At 38.0% G+C, this 16,411-nt stretch carries 17 protein-coding genes; 1 reads left to right on the forward strand and 16 read right to left on the reverse strand.

What is annotated here, in order from left to right:
• Nucleotides 1-300: 300 nt before the first annotated feature.
• The 13 genes from mltG to GYA49_02215 all read right to left on the reverse strand — a co-directional run bounded on the left by mltG (nucleotide 301) and on the right by GYA49_02215 (nucleotide 12,292).
• Nucleotides 301-1,323, reverse strand: a complete 1,023-nt coding sequence (mltG, locus tag GYA49_02155; protein ID NMC35825.1) for an endolytic transglycosylase MltG — start codon at nucleotides 1,321-1,323, stop codon at nucleotides 301-303.
• A gap of 79 nt (nucleotides 1,324-1,402) precedes the next feature.
• Nucleotides 1,403-1,594, reverse strand: coding sequence for a hypothetical protein (locus GYA49_02160; protein ID NMC35826.1), 192 nt, complete (start codon nucleotides 1,592-1,594; stop codon nucleotides 1,403-1,405).
• Between the two features lie 316 nt (nucleotides 1,595-1,910).
• Nucleotides 1,911-2,294 carry a Holliday junction resolvase RuvX gene (ruvX, locus tag GYA49_02165; GenBank protein NMC35827.1) on the reverse strand — a complete coding sequence of 128 codons (384 nt, stop codon included), beginning with the start codon at nucleotides 2,292-2,294 and terminating at the stop codon, nucleotides 1,911-1,913.
• Between the two features lie 6 nt (nucleotides 2,295-2,300).
• Nucleotides 2,301-2,759 (reverse strand): HIT family protein, encoded by a 459-nt coding sequence (locus GYA49_02170; protein ID NMC35828.1) that lies wholly within the window; start codon nucleotides 2,757-2,759, stop codon nucleotides 2,301-2,303.
• Nucleotides 2,760-2,762: 3 nt separating this feature from the next.
• Nucleotides 2,763-3,575 (reverse strand): sortase, encoded by an 813-nt coding sequence (locus GYA49_02175; GenBank protein NMC35829.1) that lies wholly within the window; start codon nucleotides 3,573-3,575, stop codon nucleotides 2,763-2,765.
• Between the two features lie 5 nt (nucleotides 3,576-3,580).
• Nucleotides 3,581-5,869, reverse strand: a complete 2,289-nt coding sequence (locus tag GYA49_02180; GenBank protein NMC35830.1) for a hypothetical protein — start codon at nucleotides 5,867-5,869, stop codon at nucleotides 3,581-3,583.
• A 131-nt stretch (nucleotides 5,870-6,000) separates the two neighbouring features.
• Nucleotides 6,001-6,219, reverse strand: coding sequence for a hypothetical protein (locus GYA49_02185; GenBank protein ID NMC35831.1), 219 nt, complete (start codon nucleotides 6,217-6,219; stop codon nucleotides 6,001-6,003).
• An 11-nt stretch (nucleotides 6,220-6,230) separates the two neighbouring features.
• A complete protein-coding gene (locus GYA49_02190) occupies nucleotides 6,231-8,105 on the reverse strand; it encodes an alanine--tRNA ligase (GenBank protein NMC35832.1) in 1,875 nt (624 codons plus the stop codon).
• Between the two features lie 218 nt (nucleotides 8,106-8,323).
• Nucleotides 8,324-8,566: a hypothetical protein gene (locus tag GYA49_02195; protein ID NMC35833.1), complete on the reverse strand. Its 243-nt coding sequence runs from the start codon at nucleotides 8,564-8,566 to the stop codon at nucleotides 8,324-8,326.
• Nucleotides 8,567-8,669: 103 nt separating this feature from the next.
• On the reverse strand, nucleotides 8,670-9,095 hold the full coding sequence (locus GYA49_02200) for a hypothetical protein (GenBank protein ID NMC35834.1): 426 nt from the start codon (nucleotides 9,093-9,095) through the stop codon (nucleotides 8,670-8,672).
• A gap of 6 nt (nucleotides 9,096-9,101) precedes the next feature.
• Nucleotides 9,102-9,386, reverse strand: coding sequence for a hypothetical protein (locus tag GYA49_02205; GenBank protein ID NMC35835.1), 285 nt, complete (start codon nucleotides 9,384-9,386; stop codon nucleotides 9,102-9,104).
• A gap of 59 nt (nucleotides 9,387-9,445) precedes the next feature.
• Nucleotides 9,446-10,084: a hypothetical protein gene (locus GYA49_02210; protein ID NMC35836.1), complete on the reverse strand. Its 639-nt coding sequence runs from the start codon at nucleotides 10,082-10,084 to the stop codon at nucleotides 9,446-9,448.
• A 30-nt stretch (nucleotides 10,085-10,114) separates the two neighbouring features.
• Nucleotides 10,115-12,292 carry a DNA translocase FtsK gene (locus tag GYA49_02215; protein ID NMC35837.1) on the reverse strand — a complete coding sequence of 726 codons (2,178 nt, stop codon included), beginning with the start codon at nucleotides 12,290-12,292 and terminating at the stop codon, nucleotides 10,115-10,117.
• Nucleotides 12,293-12,490: 198 nt separating this feature from the next.
• On the opposite strand from GYA49_02215, the gene GYA49_02220 reads away from it, so the two are divergent.
• Nucleotides 12,491-13,009 carry a class I SAM-dependent methyltransferase gene (locus GYA49_02220; protein ID NMC35838.1) on the forward strand — a complete coding sequence of 173 codons (519 nt, stop codon included), beginning with the start codon at nucleotides 12,491-12,493 and terminating at the stop codon, nucleotides 13,007-13,009.
• A gap of 11 nt (nucleotides 13,010-13,020) precedes the next feature.
• Here the strand turns inward: GYA49_02220 and GYA49_02225 are convergent, their stop codons facing one another.
• The 3 genes from GYA49_02225 to GYA49_02235 all read right to left on the reverse strand — a co-directional run bounded on the left by GYA49_02225 (nucleotide 13,021) and on the right by GYA49_02235 (nucleotide 16,387).
• Nucleotides 13,021-14,679: a ribonuclease J gene (locus GYA49_02225; GenBank protein NMC35839.1), complete on the reverse strand. Its 1,659-nt coding sequence runs from the start codon at nucleotides 14,677-14,679 to the stop codon at nucleotides 13,021-13,023.
• A 155-nt stretch (nucleotides 14,680-14,834) separates the two neighbouring features.
• Nucleotides 14,835-15,920 (reverse strand): AAA family ATPase, encoded by a 1,086-nt coding sequence (locus GYA49_02230; protein ID NMC35840.1) that lies wholly within the window; start codon nucleotides 15,918-15,920, stop codon nucleotides 14,835-14,837.
• A gap of 5 nt (nucleotides 15,921-15,925) precedes the next feature.
• Nucleotides 15,926-16,387 carry a PH domain-containing protein gene (locus GYA49_02235; GenBank protein ID NMC35841.1) on the reverse strand — a complete coding sequence of 154 codons (462 nt, stop codon included), beginning with the start codon at nucleotides 16,385-16,387 and terminating at the stop codon, nucleotides 15,926-15,928.
• Nucleotides 16,388-16,411 lie beyond the last annotated feature (24 nt).

The following is a 16,411-nucleotide window of genomic DNA, read 5'->3' on the forward strand; positions in this document are numbered from 1 at the left end:
AATCTATCTTGGGAAGGGGTAAATCGGTTTTTCCTAAATACAAACGATTATCAATGTGAGTTGCTGGTTTCATAGTTTTAAAAATAAAAAATTCAGGTAGGATAAACCTGAATCAATATTTTATGAGACTAGTAGTAACAGATTAGAAAAATCAAGGCGACCTCTTTTTTATTTAAACAACAAAAAAACCTACGCTTTTAGGCTGAAGCGATGTATGCAACTATACCAGAAAATCAAGGCGTGTCAAGGGGGAAAAGAGGGGAAATTTCAAATTGCTTTGCTGATTTTATGTTCAGTTTTTTAATAATTCAAATATTCCTCAATATTAGCATCATGTTCAGCTTTAGTTTTGGCATAATGCGTTTTTCCTGATGGCTCAGCTAGATAATACATATAATCGTGATCTGGTGCATTTAACACTGCCTCTATGACTGATTGACCTGGATTGCAAATTGGAGCTGGCGGTAACTCATTGGTCAAATAGGTGTTGTATGGAGATTTAAACTTTGTATCAGTGACAACTGGCCACCAATTACAATCTTGGCCAACTTGCCCAGCACAAGCAACTGAACCTAAAGCATACTGAATAGTAGCATCAACTTGTAAAGCCATGCCAATATCTAAACGGTTTAACAGCACTCGAGCAATTTTTGGTCTGTCAACTTCATACTTAGCTTCTCGCTCAACTAAGGAGGCTAAAATCATAACCTCCTGAAATGTTAAGCCCATATCATTGGCCTTAATTTTAAGTTCATCAGGAATTTTCTCATCAAAAGTACTGCGTAATATTTCTACAACTTCAGGCGTAGTAATGTATTTAGGAAATAAATAGGTTTCTGGAAATAAATAACCTTCTAATCCTTCTGAGGCAGACATAAACTCAGAGACAGAAAATTCTACACCATTGTCAGCAAAAGCTTCGCTCAAAATTTGAGCTATTTCTTCTCGCCTTTTACCCTCAGGGATTGTCACCCAAAAATCTTCTTTGCCTTCAGTCAGCTTTTGAGCAATCTGAGCTAAATCCATTGATTGATTGAGAGAATAACTACCAGCCTGCAGCTCACCTTCCATATTCTTCTTAGTTACATAAAGCCGAAAACCCCATTCATTTTTAATTAAATTGTTGTCTTTTAAAATTTGAGCAATATTAATGACCCCAGAGCCTTTAGGAATAATAATTTTGACAACTTCTTGATTCTGCAAATCAACGGGTTTTTGGACATCGTTCCACCAATACATAGCTCCACCAACTATTCCACCTGCCAATAAGAGTAAAAATAAAATAATGAAAATCAAAGGGTGAATGCGACGTTTTCTAGGCATAGCTTACACATTGTAGATGAAAAAAATAAATTTGAAAATTGTCCGCCAAAGGCGGATCAGCCTTTAGCTGAAAAATTATCTATACTTCTTCAAATAGAGCTCTGCGGTAGCCGTCTTTTTCCTTGATAAAAATCCGGCCACAGGCACAAAAAACTAAAGTTTTGCCTTTTAGCTTTTTAGTTTTAGCCAAAGTTAGAGGCCTGCCACAACCCACACATTGTTTATTTTTTAAAAGCCATTGCTGGACAGGTTTGATAATATGTTTGAGCATGAAATATCTCCCTAGGCAGATCTATTCTTAATGAATTTACTATACTGTTTTTACCTGAGGTGAGCAAGAAGAATTCTTTGCTTTTTGTTTTATTAATCGCTTTTTACATCGCAGCTATCAAGAAGCTGTTTTGTGAATACCTTAAAAAATATCTTCTGCATTCCTCTGAGGGAAGCTTAGAAGATAATAATATGAATAAAACAGCTTCATGAAGACCGATGTATAAGCGAGAGCTTTCTTTGCCTATTTCTTTGTCGGTACAAAGAAATAGGCTTAAGTTTTAAATAGGCAAAAAAATAAGAAGGCTTTAATTAAACTATTCACTTTCCAGCCAATTTTGCAAAATGATAGCAGCTGCAGTCTGATGAGTTTTGCTTTGCCGTTTTTTACGTTTAGCTCCGGCTTGAATTAGTTTTTGCAATGCTTCTTGAGAAGACAAGGTTTCATCAGTAAGTAAAACTGGAATTTTAACATGAGCTTTAAGAGTAGCTATAAAATCATTGGTTCGCTCTGCCATTTTACTTTCCGAAATTCCTACTATCACCTTGCCCACTCCTTCTTCCTGACAAAGCTTGGCTAGATACTCAGCGCTTTGTTCGTCGGAAAGATTGGGAAGTTGACTATGCGGTTCAGCTAAATAACCATCGGAGATAGCTAAACCAATATGAGATAAACCGTAATCAATACCAAGATATTTCATAATTTTTTATTTAAAAAAAATTTTTAATTTTTCAGCATACGGTTGTCGGCTTTCTAGACCAAAATGTCTAGATTTTTTATGATTAATATACAAATTGTCATTTTCCCATCTAGGAAGGATGTGAATATGAAAATGCCATACATCTTGATTTCCAGCTGGCTCATTATGCTGACGAAAAGAAATACCATCGCAGGAATAACTTTGTTTCATAGCTAGAGCAATCCTTTTGGCAACAATATATAGTTTTCCTAGCAAATCATCTGGTATGTCGTAAATATTTTCAACATGATTTCTTGAAATGACAATCACTCCACCAGGATTTTTAGGCCACCATTTCGGAGAGATAAAAACTAAAATATCTTCATTTTCGTAAATAATATCTTCTTGCCTATTCCAATATCCATCTTCACCTCGAATTAATTTGCAAAAAGGGCAATTATAATCTGATGGTTCATGGTTATACATATTTTAATACTTTGACAAAACTGCCATAACTACCCCTCTTCGCAAATATGTCCCTGGCGGCACGCAAGTTATCAATGTTAAAGTTTGCCGATCATAACGCTGTTCCAATACTTCTACCTGGCTTGGTTCAATTTCGTGATATGACTCTACCAGATATTTATATTCAACCCCGTCATATTTTACAAAAATTTCATCACCTTTTTCCAAGGTTGGAATCTTGGAAAAAACAGTCATGTAATTTTTAGGATTATAAAATACCGGCAAAACACTATGGCCAAAAATCACTGGATTGCCATATTGCCCTGGCAAGGCAGTGCCAGAATAATGAATAAGGTGCTCATCTAAACTATCGCCACCGATTACCACCTCCATAGTATCAATATTTAATTTAGGAATAGATAATGTATAGCTTTTGACTGTGCTAGGCAATGAGGTTTGGCCAGAAGCAATATCAGCTTGAGGAAACCAGTTGCTGACTTTCGTGTAATCAAGATCAACTATAACTGGTTGGGTTTCTTGATGAGCCATAACCGGCTGAGCCGGATCACTAGGCAGAGTTTGCTGTGTATTTTGAGCAATGCCTCGCATCACATCCCATTCTTCTTGAGGGACAGGTTTAGCCAAAGACCGTTGAGCCCATTTTACATTGACCATTTGATAAGACAGTAAAGGATACAAAACCGTAGTCATAGCTGTAGCACCCACTACAATAAAAACATTGGGTAAAATTCGACCCACACGCCTCAACCAGGTTTGGCGAATATGTGTATCTTGAGATTGAACTTTGGGATAGGCTTTATAGTAAAAATATGGCATGACGATTACTCATCTTGTTTAACATCAATTGAAATATTAGTAGTTTTCCGAGGCAAAGTTCCCAGAGAACCAGGAAGGGAAGGATTGACAGTGATTTTAGTCCGAGAAAAATTCGGTAAGGTTTTGAAATATTGCTCGACTACATTAGGATATTTACCTTTGATATTTTCTTTAATTTGATTAATATCAACCTTGGGCAAAAGTTTGGCTTGAGCTTGCACGGAAACAGTATTGATATCATCTTCAGTTTTGACTTTATCAATTTGGCTTTCAATACCATTTTCAGTAATAGAAAAATTATCCGGAATTTGACTTTGGAGTGCTTTGACCATAACCAATTCAAAGTCAGATTTTTTAGCTGTTAGGATTGTGACTGTGACAGTAGCGGTAGCGGTTAGTGTATCTGCCTCCTCACCAGTTTCATGATTAAATGAATAGTCACCAATATCAGATTCTGATGTATCGGGAAATACTACCAACTCATCTCCATTTTGACCAGCCAGTTTTTCTTTAGCCTGAGATTCGAGTTTTTTAGTCACAGCCTCTAGACCATCTGTCCGATCCTGTTTAGAAACTGCTTGTAGCGATTTACTGGTACCGCCACTAATGGCTTCATTAGCAGTGGCCGTTAATTGATCTGAGCTAAAATCTTTGACACCAAAATCACTATCTTTGGCCGCGTTATATTCAGCTCCAACCTCAGCTGCCTCAATACTGGCATCAGCTTTACCAAATGAGTAGGTCACACTATCGTCACTTGTTTGGGCACTCCTTGAGGCAATTGTGACACTTTCGGTCAAAACGTAGCGCAGACTTTCTGGCCCAATTAAAATAGTATCTTCGGTTAGGGTTCTAACTTTATCAGTTTTGTTGTAAATAGTCACTTTCCCCTTGGCTTTTTCTCCAGTTTTAACACTACCGGTTGTAGCAATAGTTTCACTACCTTCAATAGTAACTTCTTCAATTTTACCTGGAACTATAAAATCTTCAGTATTAACTGAGGTAATCTCGGTATCAACTGTGAGGTCAATTTTTTTACTAATCACTTTTGGCTTGAGATAGATAGTGACTTCCGCTTTAGGCACGTTCCAGTAAAACCAAGCCAATCCACCACCAACACCTCCCAGCAACAACACAGCTACAACAATAACCAACCATACTCTTAATTTACGTTTTGGTTTATGTGACAAAGCTGTTTCAGCTTTTTTACTTACTGGTAATGGTAGTTTAGGCAATTTCTTAAAAAGAGAAAAAGGGTTGGGTAAAGCTGGCAAGGCTAGTTTTGCTTTTTGACTCATTTCTTGCTTGGCAGTTTGTTCTATTTCTTCTGTCTCTTGAGCAACCGGAATAGTCTCGCTAGTTTGAGCAGAAATTGGGACAGTAGCTTGCTGACCTACACTAAATCCAACTGGAAGTTCTTGGCTTATTTCAGGTTCAGCTTGCACTTCTAGTTCTGGAGTTTGTTCGGCTACTGTTGCAGTCTGTGGCTGAGCTGAAGACTCTATTTCAACTTGTTTTTCCTCTGGCAGCGACACATCTAGACCAAGTGACTTAGCTACTTCTTTGCCACCAGCAATGGCTACGGCTTTGACTGAAGCTTCTGGCTCTAGGATATCAATTTTAGGAGTATGCAAAAAATTCAGTTCTTTTTCCCAAGGAAAGCTTAAAAGCTGCTGTTTAATATCTTCAAAATCAGTATGGCTGTCATATAAAACCATTCGTGATGGCAGTTGATCAGTTTTTTTAAAACGCATTAAACCTTCTTGAACATCAGCTACCACATCTTCACTCCGACCCACATTTTCTTGGCCAACCACTTTACCCAGCTCAACTAAACTAACCAAAAGCAATAACTCATTAAAGCGGATAAAAATAGCTGAGGGTGGTGTGCCTTGTTCTTGTTTAAGGTAAGTAATCAAGGCATCAATAGACAAAACGTAGCCTAGAGGTTTAAGCTCAAGTTTACCGCAAAGAAATTTGAGAGTGTCTCGACGCTCAGCTTTAATACCATTTTCATCAACCCAATCTTCAGGCAAACCAAAGATAACACTACTGGGATCAGCTGAGATAGTTTCAATGGCTGAAGCCATAGCCATATCTGTGGCCCGCAGCAAAGCTTCATCACCTTTACCTTCAACAGAAATAGCATCACTAGTAGATAAAACTTTGACCTGACCCTCTACCACATGCCACACTGCTACTTTTACCCAACCTGTGCCAATCTCCAGCGCAAAGTAGGCAGTTAAGTTTTGATTGCTATCTTTTTTTAGTGGCAGTAAATTTCCCAAGTTCATAAAAAACCAGCAGGTGGTCCTAAGCTTTATTATGCAGCAAAAAGAGAAGTTTTAAAAGCAGAAATAGAAGTTATATACAGAACCCTTTACCTTTTACTTACGAGATTAATAAATCTTTTCATTTCCTGATTTTATCTAAGTGAATCAGAGTTAAATTCATTAGAATTTTCTACAAAATATAAAATTCTTGCAGAGATAAAATCTCGATAAATTTGACCAGGTTGTAGGGGTTCATTGTTATCAACATCTTTTTTAAAAGAAGCAATCGTTTCTCCTTCTAGAACTATTTTCCACCAATCATACGCTGGTTTAGTACTTGAGTCATTATTCCAAAGTATTTCTTCTGACATATATACAAAATTTATATCAATCTCCCATATACCCGTCGTTTCCCCGCCCCCACCGCTTCCTGTTTAAATAGCTCAAATTTCCCCAAAACTCCGGTATGGGCAACATGCGGTCCGCCACAGATTTCTTTGGAAAACAATTGCCCTGAGCCTGTCGAAGAGTCGCCAACGCTATAGACCTTAACCTTTTCTCCATAACGATCGGCAAAAAAAGCCAAAGCTCCTGATTTTTTAGCTTCTTCAGGAGTCATGGTTTCAACGGTAACAGGTAGGTCTTTTTCGATTTGCTCGTTTACAATCTGTTCCACTTGAGTCATCTGTTCATCCGTTAACTTTTCCTGATGGGTAAAATCAAAGCGCAGGCGCTCAGCCGTAATATTGGAACCAACTTGGGAAACATGGTCTCCTAACACCTGTCGTAGTGCTTGATGGAGCAAGTGGGTGGTAGTATGTAATTTAGTGATAGTTTCTGACTGGTCAGCTAGTCCCCCTTTAAACATACCTTTAGAGGCAGTTCTGGAAGCCTCGGCATGGGTTGTCTTAGCGATCATAAAATCGTTTTCTTGCAAAACAATGCCTTTTTCAGCCGCCAACTCTTTAGTAATTTCAAAGGGGAAACCAAAGGTTTCATAAAGGTAAAAAGCTTTGTCGCCATTAAGCTCTTTGGCTTCAATCAGTTTATCCAATTCTTTTAAACCTTTATCCAACGTTTTAGCAAAACGGCTTTCTTCATCCTCGATAATTTGTTTAATTTGATCTTGTTTTTTTAAAAGCTCAGGATATGGCTTTTGGTAAATTTGCGCCACAATAGGAACCAACTCGCCCAAAAAAGCTTGATTAATACCAATCATTTTGGCGTGTCTCATAGCTCGCCGCAGCAAGCGCCTAGCAAAATAACCTTGTTGCTTATTGGATGGTTCCACCCCATCCCAAGCTAGCATCACTGCTCCTCTAATATGGTCAGCAATGACACGGTAGCTGGCTGGATGCTGATCGTATTTTTGAGAAGTCAAGGTTTCGATTTTGGTAATAACTGGCCAAAATAAATCAGTTTTAAAAATATCAATTTGATCCTGTGCAGCTGCTACAATTCGCTCCAAGCCGCCGCCAAAATCTACATTTTTCTTAGGTAAAGGCTTAAAGCTACCATCTTCCTGTTTTTGGTATTGCATAAAAACCGAATTACCGATTTCAAGGAAACGACCGCAATCACAATTGACATGACAAGACTGATCTTTGAATGGAGAGTTTTGGTGTAGACCTAATTTTCCTTCAGGATCAAAATCATAAAAGACTTCGCTATCCGGACCGCCTGGTTCACCAGCTGGCATCTCATTAGGTTTACCCGATCGAGACCACCAGTTATTGTTTCCATAAAAAAAGATTCGACCATCAGCCATGCCACTTTGAGCCGCATCTGAAACAGCCTTAGCTTTAATACCAGTTTCTGAAAAAAGTTTTTGCCAAATTTCAACAGACTCATCGTCTTGAGGAATATTAATCTTAGAATCACCAGCAAAAACCGTGACATAGAGCCGCTTGGGATCAAGGCCAATAGTTTGAGTTAAAAACTGCCAAAACCAAGGCAGTTGCTGCGTCTTAAAATAATCACCAAACGACCAATTACCCAACATTTCAAAGAAAGTGGTATGCCGATTATCACCTACAGCTTCAATATCCTGACTACGAAAACAACGTTGCGAATTAGTAATTCTAACTCCTAGCGGATGAGTTTGACCAAAAAAATAAGGGATCATCGGCTGCATTCCTGAGCCGGTAAATAGGGTTGTCGGATCGTTTTGAGGAACTAGAGAAGTTGATGGCACGATCACATGTCCCTGGCTTTTAAAAAAATCTAAATAGCTTGATCTGACTTGATCGGCATTCATAGCAATATACAAATAGTAATAGTGTCATTCTGATCACACATTTACGAGAGAAGGGTCTTTTTATTTTAAAAAAGATCCTTCGGCCATACTTCCCTCAGGATGACATAAATAATGATGAATATATGATAACACGGAAAATTTATTTACCTCCCCAACTTCCGACCTTTGGATATAGCAATTTCTTTGTTTTTAACAGAACTACTTGGTATTTATTTTGATTACCTTCTTAATTTATCTTCTAATGGTGTGGTTTCTGGAATAATAGGATTTTCACCACTATTTTCTATTTCTTTCCTTAATTCACCTTGTGAATCTCTTAACATATCTCCATTTTCAGAAAGTTCTGTAGATGTACTCATACTACGAGGAAACATGTTCCCTGCCTGCCCTTCTTCTGAACCCTCAGGATAACCTGCTTTTAATCTTATTACTTTGCTTTCTCCATTATCAATAATTGCCATACTACCTCCTTAATTGACGATTTTATAACTTTATGATAATCATCATAAAGTTATTACTTTAGTTGTACAAGTTGTAAATTATAAGATTAATCCTGAATTATTATTATCCCAGTTTTCTCCCTTTACGCATAAAAAACTTTTTTTCTATAGTGGAGGCGGTTTTTTGCAGCTTTTTCTCCATAGCATCAGCTTGTTTACGAGCTGCTTGAGTTGATTTTTCCAGTTCCTTAAGCTCTTCTTGAAGTTTTTGCTTCACTTCTGGCAGGTTTTCTTCCACTTGATCTTTAAGCTGTTTAGCTTTAACCACTACTTGCTGGGTCGCTGTGGCCACAGTTTCTTTATTGATATCTAAATCTTCCCACTGCTTTTTTAGCTCAATCCATAGTTCATCTTTTATTTTCTTGCCTTCATCAGTCCCAAACAGAAAATAGCCAGCTGCGCCCACTACTATTCCTAGAACCATGCCATCAAAAAAACCACCACCATGAGGCATCATTGGCTGTTGCTCTGTGTCATTTGCTTTATTCATAAGTACTTATTCACTTTTTTCACTTTTACCAAAGCGTTTATCCAGAATTCGGGTGATAGTATTGATAACCGAAGCTCCTTGTTGCATGCCTTGAATCAAATTAGAAAACTTACTAACCGGTCCAGATACTGAAGAACTGATGGTTTCCACATCATCCAAAATTCGATTGGTTCGTTTCATGGTTTTACGAGCTTCTTTTAAAACTCGCAGCAATTCAATGCCAACAATAATCAGCATGATTGTCAGAGCCGTCACTACGACTGCTAGCAGTATCTGGATAGGGTCTGTCATATAGTTCTCCTCTTTTTATTATGTACAATTTTATATCTTCATTGTCTCGTTTTTACCTCCTATTTGTCAACCACATAGACAGGAATAAGAAGTTCGCTTTGTTTACTATTACTATCAATTGCCTTGACAGTAATAGTTTGGTTTCCAGGTGAAAGTTGTACCGTAGCTTGAAACTCGCCAGTTGGAAAAACTTCTACCACTTGGCTATTAACATAAACACTACTATCAGCCGAAACAAAACCTTTCACCGGCACAATTGGACCTTTAACAACTGTGTTTGGTTTTGGCCTAGTCATATCAATACTTGGTGGCAAACTATAGTTACGTAGTTGGAAAAAAATATAGCCACCAAAACCTAGTAATAAAATTACAATACCCAAAACTACCAACCATTTAGAAGTTACCACCGTTTCTTTATCTAAAGGTTTGGCTAACCCTTTAGGCATAATTTTACCTGATTGACTTACTGCAAAATCTCTTCTAAAAATTGCTAAAGCCCGTTGTGGTGATAGGCCTACTACTTTGGCATAAGAAGTAATAAAACCCTTAGTAAAGGTACTAGCTGGCAGTTTGGTAAAATCATCTGCCTCTAAGGCTTCCAATAAATATGTAGCAATATTAGTTTGTTTACTGACATGCTCAAGAGTTAGGTTTTTTTTGAGACGCAGAGATTGAAGTAATCGACCAATGCTTTCCATGTTTATCGACCTCTAAATGAAAATTTGCTTTTACTGATTTAATTTAGCTAAAAATTCTTCCGCGTTTTTGATGAGAACTTCCCGAGGTTTAGAACCATCAGGAGCTGAAATAGCTCCAGCCGCATAAAGTTGGTCTAGAATCCGAGCAGCTCGATTATAGCCAATGGAAAGCTTACGCTGCAGCAGTGAAGCTGAAGCTTTATCATAACCGCAAACAATCCGCACTGCTTCTTCAAAATTTTCATCAAGATCTTCAGTTCCGCCACCTTCTTCACTGGTTCCCCCACCTTTACTACTTTTACCTTTAAATTTGGAAGTGACTTCTTCAGTGTATTGCACTGGTGCTCCGCTATTTTTCAAGAAGTCGGTCATATTTTTAATATCACCATCAGTGACATATGCTCCTTGAATTCTTCGAGGCTTGGCTTGATCAGGCGGAATAAAGAGCATATCTCCCCGACCTAGCAGTTTTTCAGCTCCTGGCGAATCAAGAATTACCCTCGAATCCATCATAGATGAAACTGAAAAAGCAATCCGGGCTGGGATATTGGCTTTGATAAGTCCAGTAATAACATCAACCGAAGGTCGTTGGGTCGCTAAGACTAAATGAATACCAGTAGCCCGAGCCATTTGAGCCAGGCGGTTGATACTATCCTCAACATCGGATGGGGCATAGAGCATAATATCAGCCAGTTCATCAATCACAATCAAAATATAAGGCATAGCCTGAAAACCAGACATTTCATTGTACGATTCAATATTACGAGCTCCGATTTCAGCAAAGGTTTTATAGCGGCTTTCCATTTCGGCAATAGCCCATTTTAAAGCCGAAACTACTTTTTCCGGCTCCACAATCACTGGGGTTAGCAAGTGAGGAATCCCATTGTAAGTTGATAACTCAACCCGCTTGGGATCAACCAAAATCATTTTGACATCATTCGGCGTAGATCTGAATAAAATGGAGCTTAAAATAGTATTAATACAGACTGATTTACCTGAACCAGTTTGTCCAGCAATCAGCATATGCGGCATTTTTGCAATGTCTAACAAAACATGTTTTCCAGATACATCCAGCCCTAAACCAACCAGTAATTTGGCTTTATTGGCTTTCATTTCCCCATCCGCCAAAACAGTTTTTAGAGAGACTAAGGCTGAACTTAAGTTTGGCACTTCAATCCCGACCAAGGGCCTACCAGGAATAGGGGCTTCGATCCGGATTTGGCCGGTTCGGGCCGCTAAAGCCAGAGCTAAATCATTAGCCAGCGAAGTAATTTTAGTCAGCTTTGTGCCAGTTGCTAGTTGGATAGCATACTGGGTCACAGTTGGACCAGGGCTAAAATCAACTACTTTAGCCTGGACTCCAAAGCTTTGTAAAGTTTCCTCAATCACCTGAGCATTGCGCTTAATATCTCCCCGCTCGGCTTTACTATTATTGGCTGATAAAAGTGACAGCGGTGGTAATCGCCAAACTTGAGTAGTAGCTCCCGGTACTGGCGGTTTAATTTCTCCTTTACCTTCCTCAGGAGTTGATTTAGTCTCATCAGGAGTAGTTGGAATAGTTTTTTCTTCTTCTTTATCAAGCAGTGATTCTTGCTCCCAAGATTGTTTATCTGTAGAAGCCTGAGCTAGTTTGTCTTCAAATGATAGTTCTTCCGCTGGCACGGTAAATAAGTGAACAATATTGAATTTAGATAAAACTGCTTTTAAAAATTTATACATATCAGAAAGAGAAACTTCGAAAAAAACCATAAAACCAATAATAAAGCCAAAGAGAAAAATAAAAAACGCTCCTAAATTAGAGATCAAAATAGCTAGACTTTGCCAAAGCTCAACCCCTAAAGATCCAGTTTGCATCATGCTGACAATAGAAATTGTCAGAATAATACTACCCAAAAATAATGTGGGTCGGGAAAACCAAGCTTGAGGGCGAAACAAAATATTGCCTCCAAAGATAAGAATAACAGGTACAAAAATCATGCCCCAACCCAGTAAGCTTGAAAAAATTCGTCTAATTGCTTCCAGTAAAGCTCCGTTTTGAAAAAACGATAAAACAATCAGAATAGCTACAAAATAGAAAACAAGGGCCGCAATTGACCGAACCACTTTAGGATTAAGTTGCAGTTCATTTTGCTGCTGCTTCTTGGATTTTTTTGAGGATGAGCGTTTTTTGCTACGCTTCTTTTTGGTTTTTTTATTTAGTCCTAGCATAGGCAGTATTTACCCTTATTTTACACCATAAGATTAACAGAAATATCTAAAAAGCGAAAGATCGATTCTTTATTTTATTTTAAAAACTCACTTTGGATATGACATAATAAAAGCTAGATGCATAGACTACTTTTTCGCCTTCTTGCTGGCCAATTTAAATATCCTCGAGGTATTTTAGGTACATATGTTGCTAAAGATATGGCTAAGCTTAATCAAAAGCAAAATCAATGGGTTTTATCTCTTTTGGATTTACAAAAAGATGATAAGGTTTTAGAAATTGGATTTGGTCCGGGCTTAAATTTACAAAAAATTGCACTTACAAATAAAGTTTGGGGAGTTGAAATTTCTAAAACCATGCTTCAAATAGCTCAGAAAAAAAATAAAGCTTTGATTGATTCTGGAAAACTTCAACTACAACTAGCTCCAGCTGAACAATTACCTTTTGTAGCTAATTTTTTTGATACGGTAATCTCTGTTCATGTAATCTACTTCTGGCCAGATTTAGAAAAGGTATTTAGAGAAATTAGAAGAATTTTAAAACCTTCTGGTTTGTTTGTTTTATATTTTGTATACCCAACTATTATTTCGGGCTCGCATTTTATTCTAAGAAAGCCTGAAGAAATTATGATTTCTTTGAAAAAATCTGGTTTTAAAAAAATTACCTTAAAGAGAAAAAGCTTTGGCCATCAAAAAGGATATTGTTTGTTTTGTAGCTAAAAAATCTCAAATTAACTTTTTACCAACGTTATCAGCACCAATGGTTCTCGCTGGGTTTCTAAAAACACAAATTTTTCCAGTTCTTCGGTGACTTCATCTCGCTTATCTTTCCAATCTCTGATTTGCATGCCAGCTAGCAGGTGTTTTTGAGTTTCGTCTGCGATAGCTTCTAAGAGTTCCTGTGATTGTCGGGCAAAGACAAAACCTCGAGTAATGACTTCTGGTCGGCCTTTAATTTGGTTTTTATTTTGATCAACTGGAATGGCAATGACCATCATACCGCTTTGGGACATTTTTTTGCGGTCAGACAATACTAAAGGTCCCACATCGCCAATTCCCAAACCATCAACAATAATAGTTTTGAGTTTAATTTTGTTATCAACCCAGATTTTATCTCGGCTAATACCGGCTATCTCTCCATCATTAAGTAGTAAAACTTGCTCATCTCGCCAACCCATACCAGTTGCTAGCAACCGGTACTGGGTCATATGCCGGAAAGTTCCCCCGATTGGAATGGTATATTTCGGCTTTGTTAAAGTTAGCAATAGCCGCAATTCATCAGCTGAAGCATGACCAGACACATGTAAAGTATCTTGGACTTCACGGTAAGACACGGTGGCTCCTAATTTAGCTAAATTATCCACTGCCCGATACGCATTACGTTCGTTACCTGGAATTGGATCAGCACTAAAGACTACATGATCACCAGTTTTAATAGAAACTAGCTGATGTTGATTGGTGGCAATTCGCGCTAAAGTGGAACCTATTTGTCCCTGACTGCCAGCCACAATCAAACACAGTTGATTATCTTTAAACTGTTTGATCCGACGCTTATTGATAACTACTTTTTCAGGAATTTGTAAAAAGCCAAGCTGTTGAGAAATGCGGATATTTTCTTCAACCGATCGACCGATAAAGGCAATTTTGCGGTGATGTTCTACGGCTGCATCAATTGCTTGTTGAATTCGGTGAATATTGGAGGACATCGTGGTCACAATGACTTTACCTTTAACATCTCTGATTTCCCGACTTAAATTTTCACCCACCTTACTTTCCGACAAAGTGTAACCTTCATTTTCAATCCGTAAACAATCTGATAACAAAGCTAAAACGCCTTTATGGCCATAGTAGGCAATTTTTTGGACATCAGGTCGATGACCATCAATTGGAGTCCAGTCAAATTTAAAATCACTACCATGATAAATAACTCCTTCTGGAGTCGTAATAGCTAAGTGCTTGGTATCAGGCACTGAGTGGGTAATGGCAACTGGGTCAATTCCAAAGCTGCCTAATTGTAAAATTTGATCCCGGGGAAAGGTTTGGATTTGGGTTTTTAAACCAAATTCTTTAAAATTTTCTTGGGCAAAGCCAGCTGTTAAGGGGCTGGCAAAAACCGGAATATCCATATTAAGCTGTGGCAAAATATAGGGCAGTCCGGCAATATGGTCATCATGACCGTGAGTTAAAACGATACCAACAATCGAGTTTTCTTTGCCTTGCAAATAAGAAATGTCGGGGACAAGTAAATCAGCTCCCAACATTTCTTCTTCTGGAAAGCCAATGCCGCAGTCAACAATCAAGCGCTCTACATTTTGGCCTTCACCATATTCATAGACAAACATGTTATTGGTCACATGACCAATACCTCCAAGGGGGATAATTCTTAGCATAAGTTTAGTATGTGTCATCCTGAACGCAGTGAAGGATCTTAAAAGATTCTTCGCTTTGCTCAGAATGACACATGATTTATTTAAATTTACTGATTTAGTGTACCATGCAAAACTTAACTTTAACGAGATAAAAATGGAGAAAAAGGTATTGGTCTTTAATAGTCTGGCAAAAAGCCTTTAATATTGGTTTCGTCTAAATGGAAAGTATCTCCTTTGCCAGCTACCACCAAACGGGCTACTCTGTGGACAATTCGGCGAATAGTTCTTTCTAATGTTCGGATACCGGAATCAAAGCCAAGTGGCCGGACAATTTTTGTCCATAGCTGTTCATCAATATGAACTTGGTCTGGAGTAAGCCCTGCTTCTTCTATAATTTTTGGCAAAATATATTGTTTACCAATCACAATTTTTTCATCATCAGTATAGGAAGGCATATCAATTACTTCCATTCTGTCCAGTACTGCCGTAGCTACATTACGGGTATTGTTGGCCGTAGCAATAAATAGCACATCAGATAAATCAAAAGGGTAATCAAGGTAGTGATCAATAAAACGGTGATTTTGACCCGGATCTAAAATCTCAACTAGTACCCCCATAATATCGTTGCGGGCTTCTTCAGAAACCCGGTCAATTTCATCAAGCAGAATCACGGGGTTGCGACTTTGGGCTTGGCGGAGAGCTTTAATAATCTTGCCTGGTTCATTATCAGCATGAAGCCGTGACTGGCCTCGAAGATCAAGAGCCGAGCCCATACCACCAAACGGGATCCGGGCATATTTACGACCCATGGCTTCAGATAGTGCTGGTCCAAAAGTAGTTTTCCCAGTTCCGACTAGACCCACTAAAAATAAAATTGGTGCCCGGCTGACTTTGTCTTTGTCTCTATTTAATTTCAAAACTGCCATGTACTCCAAAATCCGGTTTTTAACATGATCCATACCGTAGTGGTGTTTATCCATAATGTCTTTAGCCCGCTCCAAGTCAAGATTATCTTCAGTTTGATAATTCCAAGGTAGTGATAACACCCATTCTACATAGTGAGAAATTTTTTCATATTCTTCACTATAACCACCAAAACGGGCCATTCGTTTGAGCCGTACTAGCATTTCGCGAATTTTATCTTTGAGTTCGTCTGGGATATCAGCTTGTTCGACTCTTTCTCGCAGCTGATCAACTTCCTGAAATAGCTCGTCAAAAGCCGCTTGGGTTTGGTTATAAGGAGTTTGGGCAGTTGGTTCCATAGCTACTATTTCATTTGTTGTACATTACTTTTCTCACCAATTGTTTTCATAATCCTCTGGCTGCTTTCACTATCGATTCCTGACCATACAGTTTGCGCATCTTCCTGGTCGATTACTATATTTCCTACTCCAAATATTTTTTGTAAAAAAGTTTGATTAAAGTCAATGTTGGTAATTTTTGAAAATGGGATAGTGGTTGAAAAAGTACTAAAAACACCTTTTTTTAAATTCAAGGCACTTGCATCTAAGGCGTATGTCAGATTTTTGTATTCTAGTTTCGCTAAAACATACATAAGCACAATTGGTCCAAATAAAAAAAGTAGAGAAATTACTATTCCTATTGCATTTAATTTGTCGGCTGAAAATACTACTAAGGCAAAAAACCCCAAAATCAAACCAATTATAATTCCAATAATTAATTTGTTAATAATTCGATATAGTAGTGCTTTACTGTTAAAGTGTTCCATATTTTCAAGAAATTTATAATCTCT

It is taken from the genome of Candidatus Beckwithbacteria bacterium (assembly GCA_012797845.1).
Lineage (GTDB): Bacteria > Patescibacteriota > Microgenomatia > UBA1400 > UBA1449 > JAAZOH01.

Excerpts from the sequence above, each read along its gene's own strand:
- GYA49_02190 (NMC35832.1), bottom strand. The coding sequence starts at position 8,105 with ATGAATGCCGATCAAGTCAGATCAAGCTATTTAGATTTTTTTAAAAGC.
- GYA49_02215 (NMC35837.1), bottom strand. The coding sequence starts at position 12,292 with ATGCTAGGACTAAATAAAAAAACCAAAAAGAAGCGTAGCAAAAAACGC.
- GYA49_02185 (NMC35831.1), bottom strand. The coding sequence starts at position 6,219 with ATGTCAGAAGAAATACTTTGGAATAATGACTCAAGTACTAAACCAGCG.
- GYA49_02175 (NMC35829.1), bottom strand. The coding sequence starts at position 3,575 with ATGCCATATTTTTACTATAAAGCCTATCCCAAAGTTCAATCTCAAGAT.
- GYA49_02235 (NMC35841.1), bottom strand. The coding sequence starts at position 16,387 with ATGGAACACTTTAACAGTAAAGCACTACTATATCGAATTATTAACAAA.
- GYA49_02205 (NMC35835.1), bottom strand. The coding sequence starts at position 9,386 with ATGACAGACCCTATCCAGATACTGCTAGCAGTCGTAGTGACGGCTCTG.
- GYA49_02200 (NMC35834.1), bottom strand. The coding sequence starts at position 9,095 with ATGAATAAAGCAAATGACACAGAGCAACAGCCAATGATGCCTCATGGT.
- GYA49_02170 (NMC35828.1), bottom strand. The coding sequence starts at position 2,759 with ATGTATAACCATGAACCATCAGATTATAATTGCCCTTTTTGCAAATTA.
- GYA49_02160 (NMC35826.1), bottom strand. The coding sequence starts at position 1,594 with ATGCTCAAACATATTATCAAACCTGTCCAGCAATGGCTTTTAAAAAAT.
- ruvX (NMC35827.1), bottom strand. The coding sequence starts at position 2,294 with ATGAAATATCTTGGTATTGATTACGGTTTATCTCATATTGGTTTAGCT.
- GYA49_02225 (NMC35839.1), bottom strand. The coding sequence starts at position 14,679 with ATGCTAAGAATTATCCCCCTTGGAGGTATTGGTCATGTGACCAATAAC.
- GYA49_02230 (NMC35840.1), bottom strand. The coding sequence starts at position 15,920 with ATGGAACCAACTGCCCAAACTCCTTATAACCAAACCCAAGCGGCTTTT.
- GYA49_02180 (NMC35830.1), bottom strand. The coding sequence starts at position 5,869 with ATGAACTTGGGAAATTTACTGCCACTAAAAAAAGATAGCAATCAAAAC.
- GYA49_02220 (NMC35838.1), top strand. The coding sequence starts at position 12,491 with ATGGCTAAGCTTAATCAAAAGCAAAATCAATGGGTTTTATCTCTTTTG.
- GYA49_02195 (NMC35833.1), bottom strand. The coding sequence starts at position 8,566 with ATGGCAATTATTGATAATGGAGAAAGCAAAGTAATAAGATTAAAAGCA.
- mltG (NMC35825.1), bottom strand. The coding sequence starts at position 1,323 with ATGCCTAGAAAACGTCGCATTCACCCTTTGATTTTCATTATTTTATTT.
- GYA49_02210 (NMC35836.1), bottom strand. The coding sequence starts at position 10,084 with ATGGAAAGCATTGGTCGATTACTTCAATCTCTGCGTCTCAAAAAAAAC.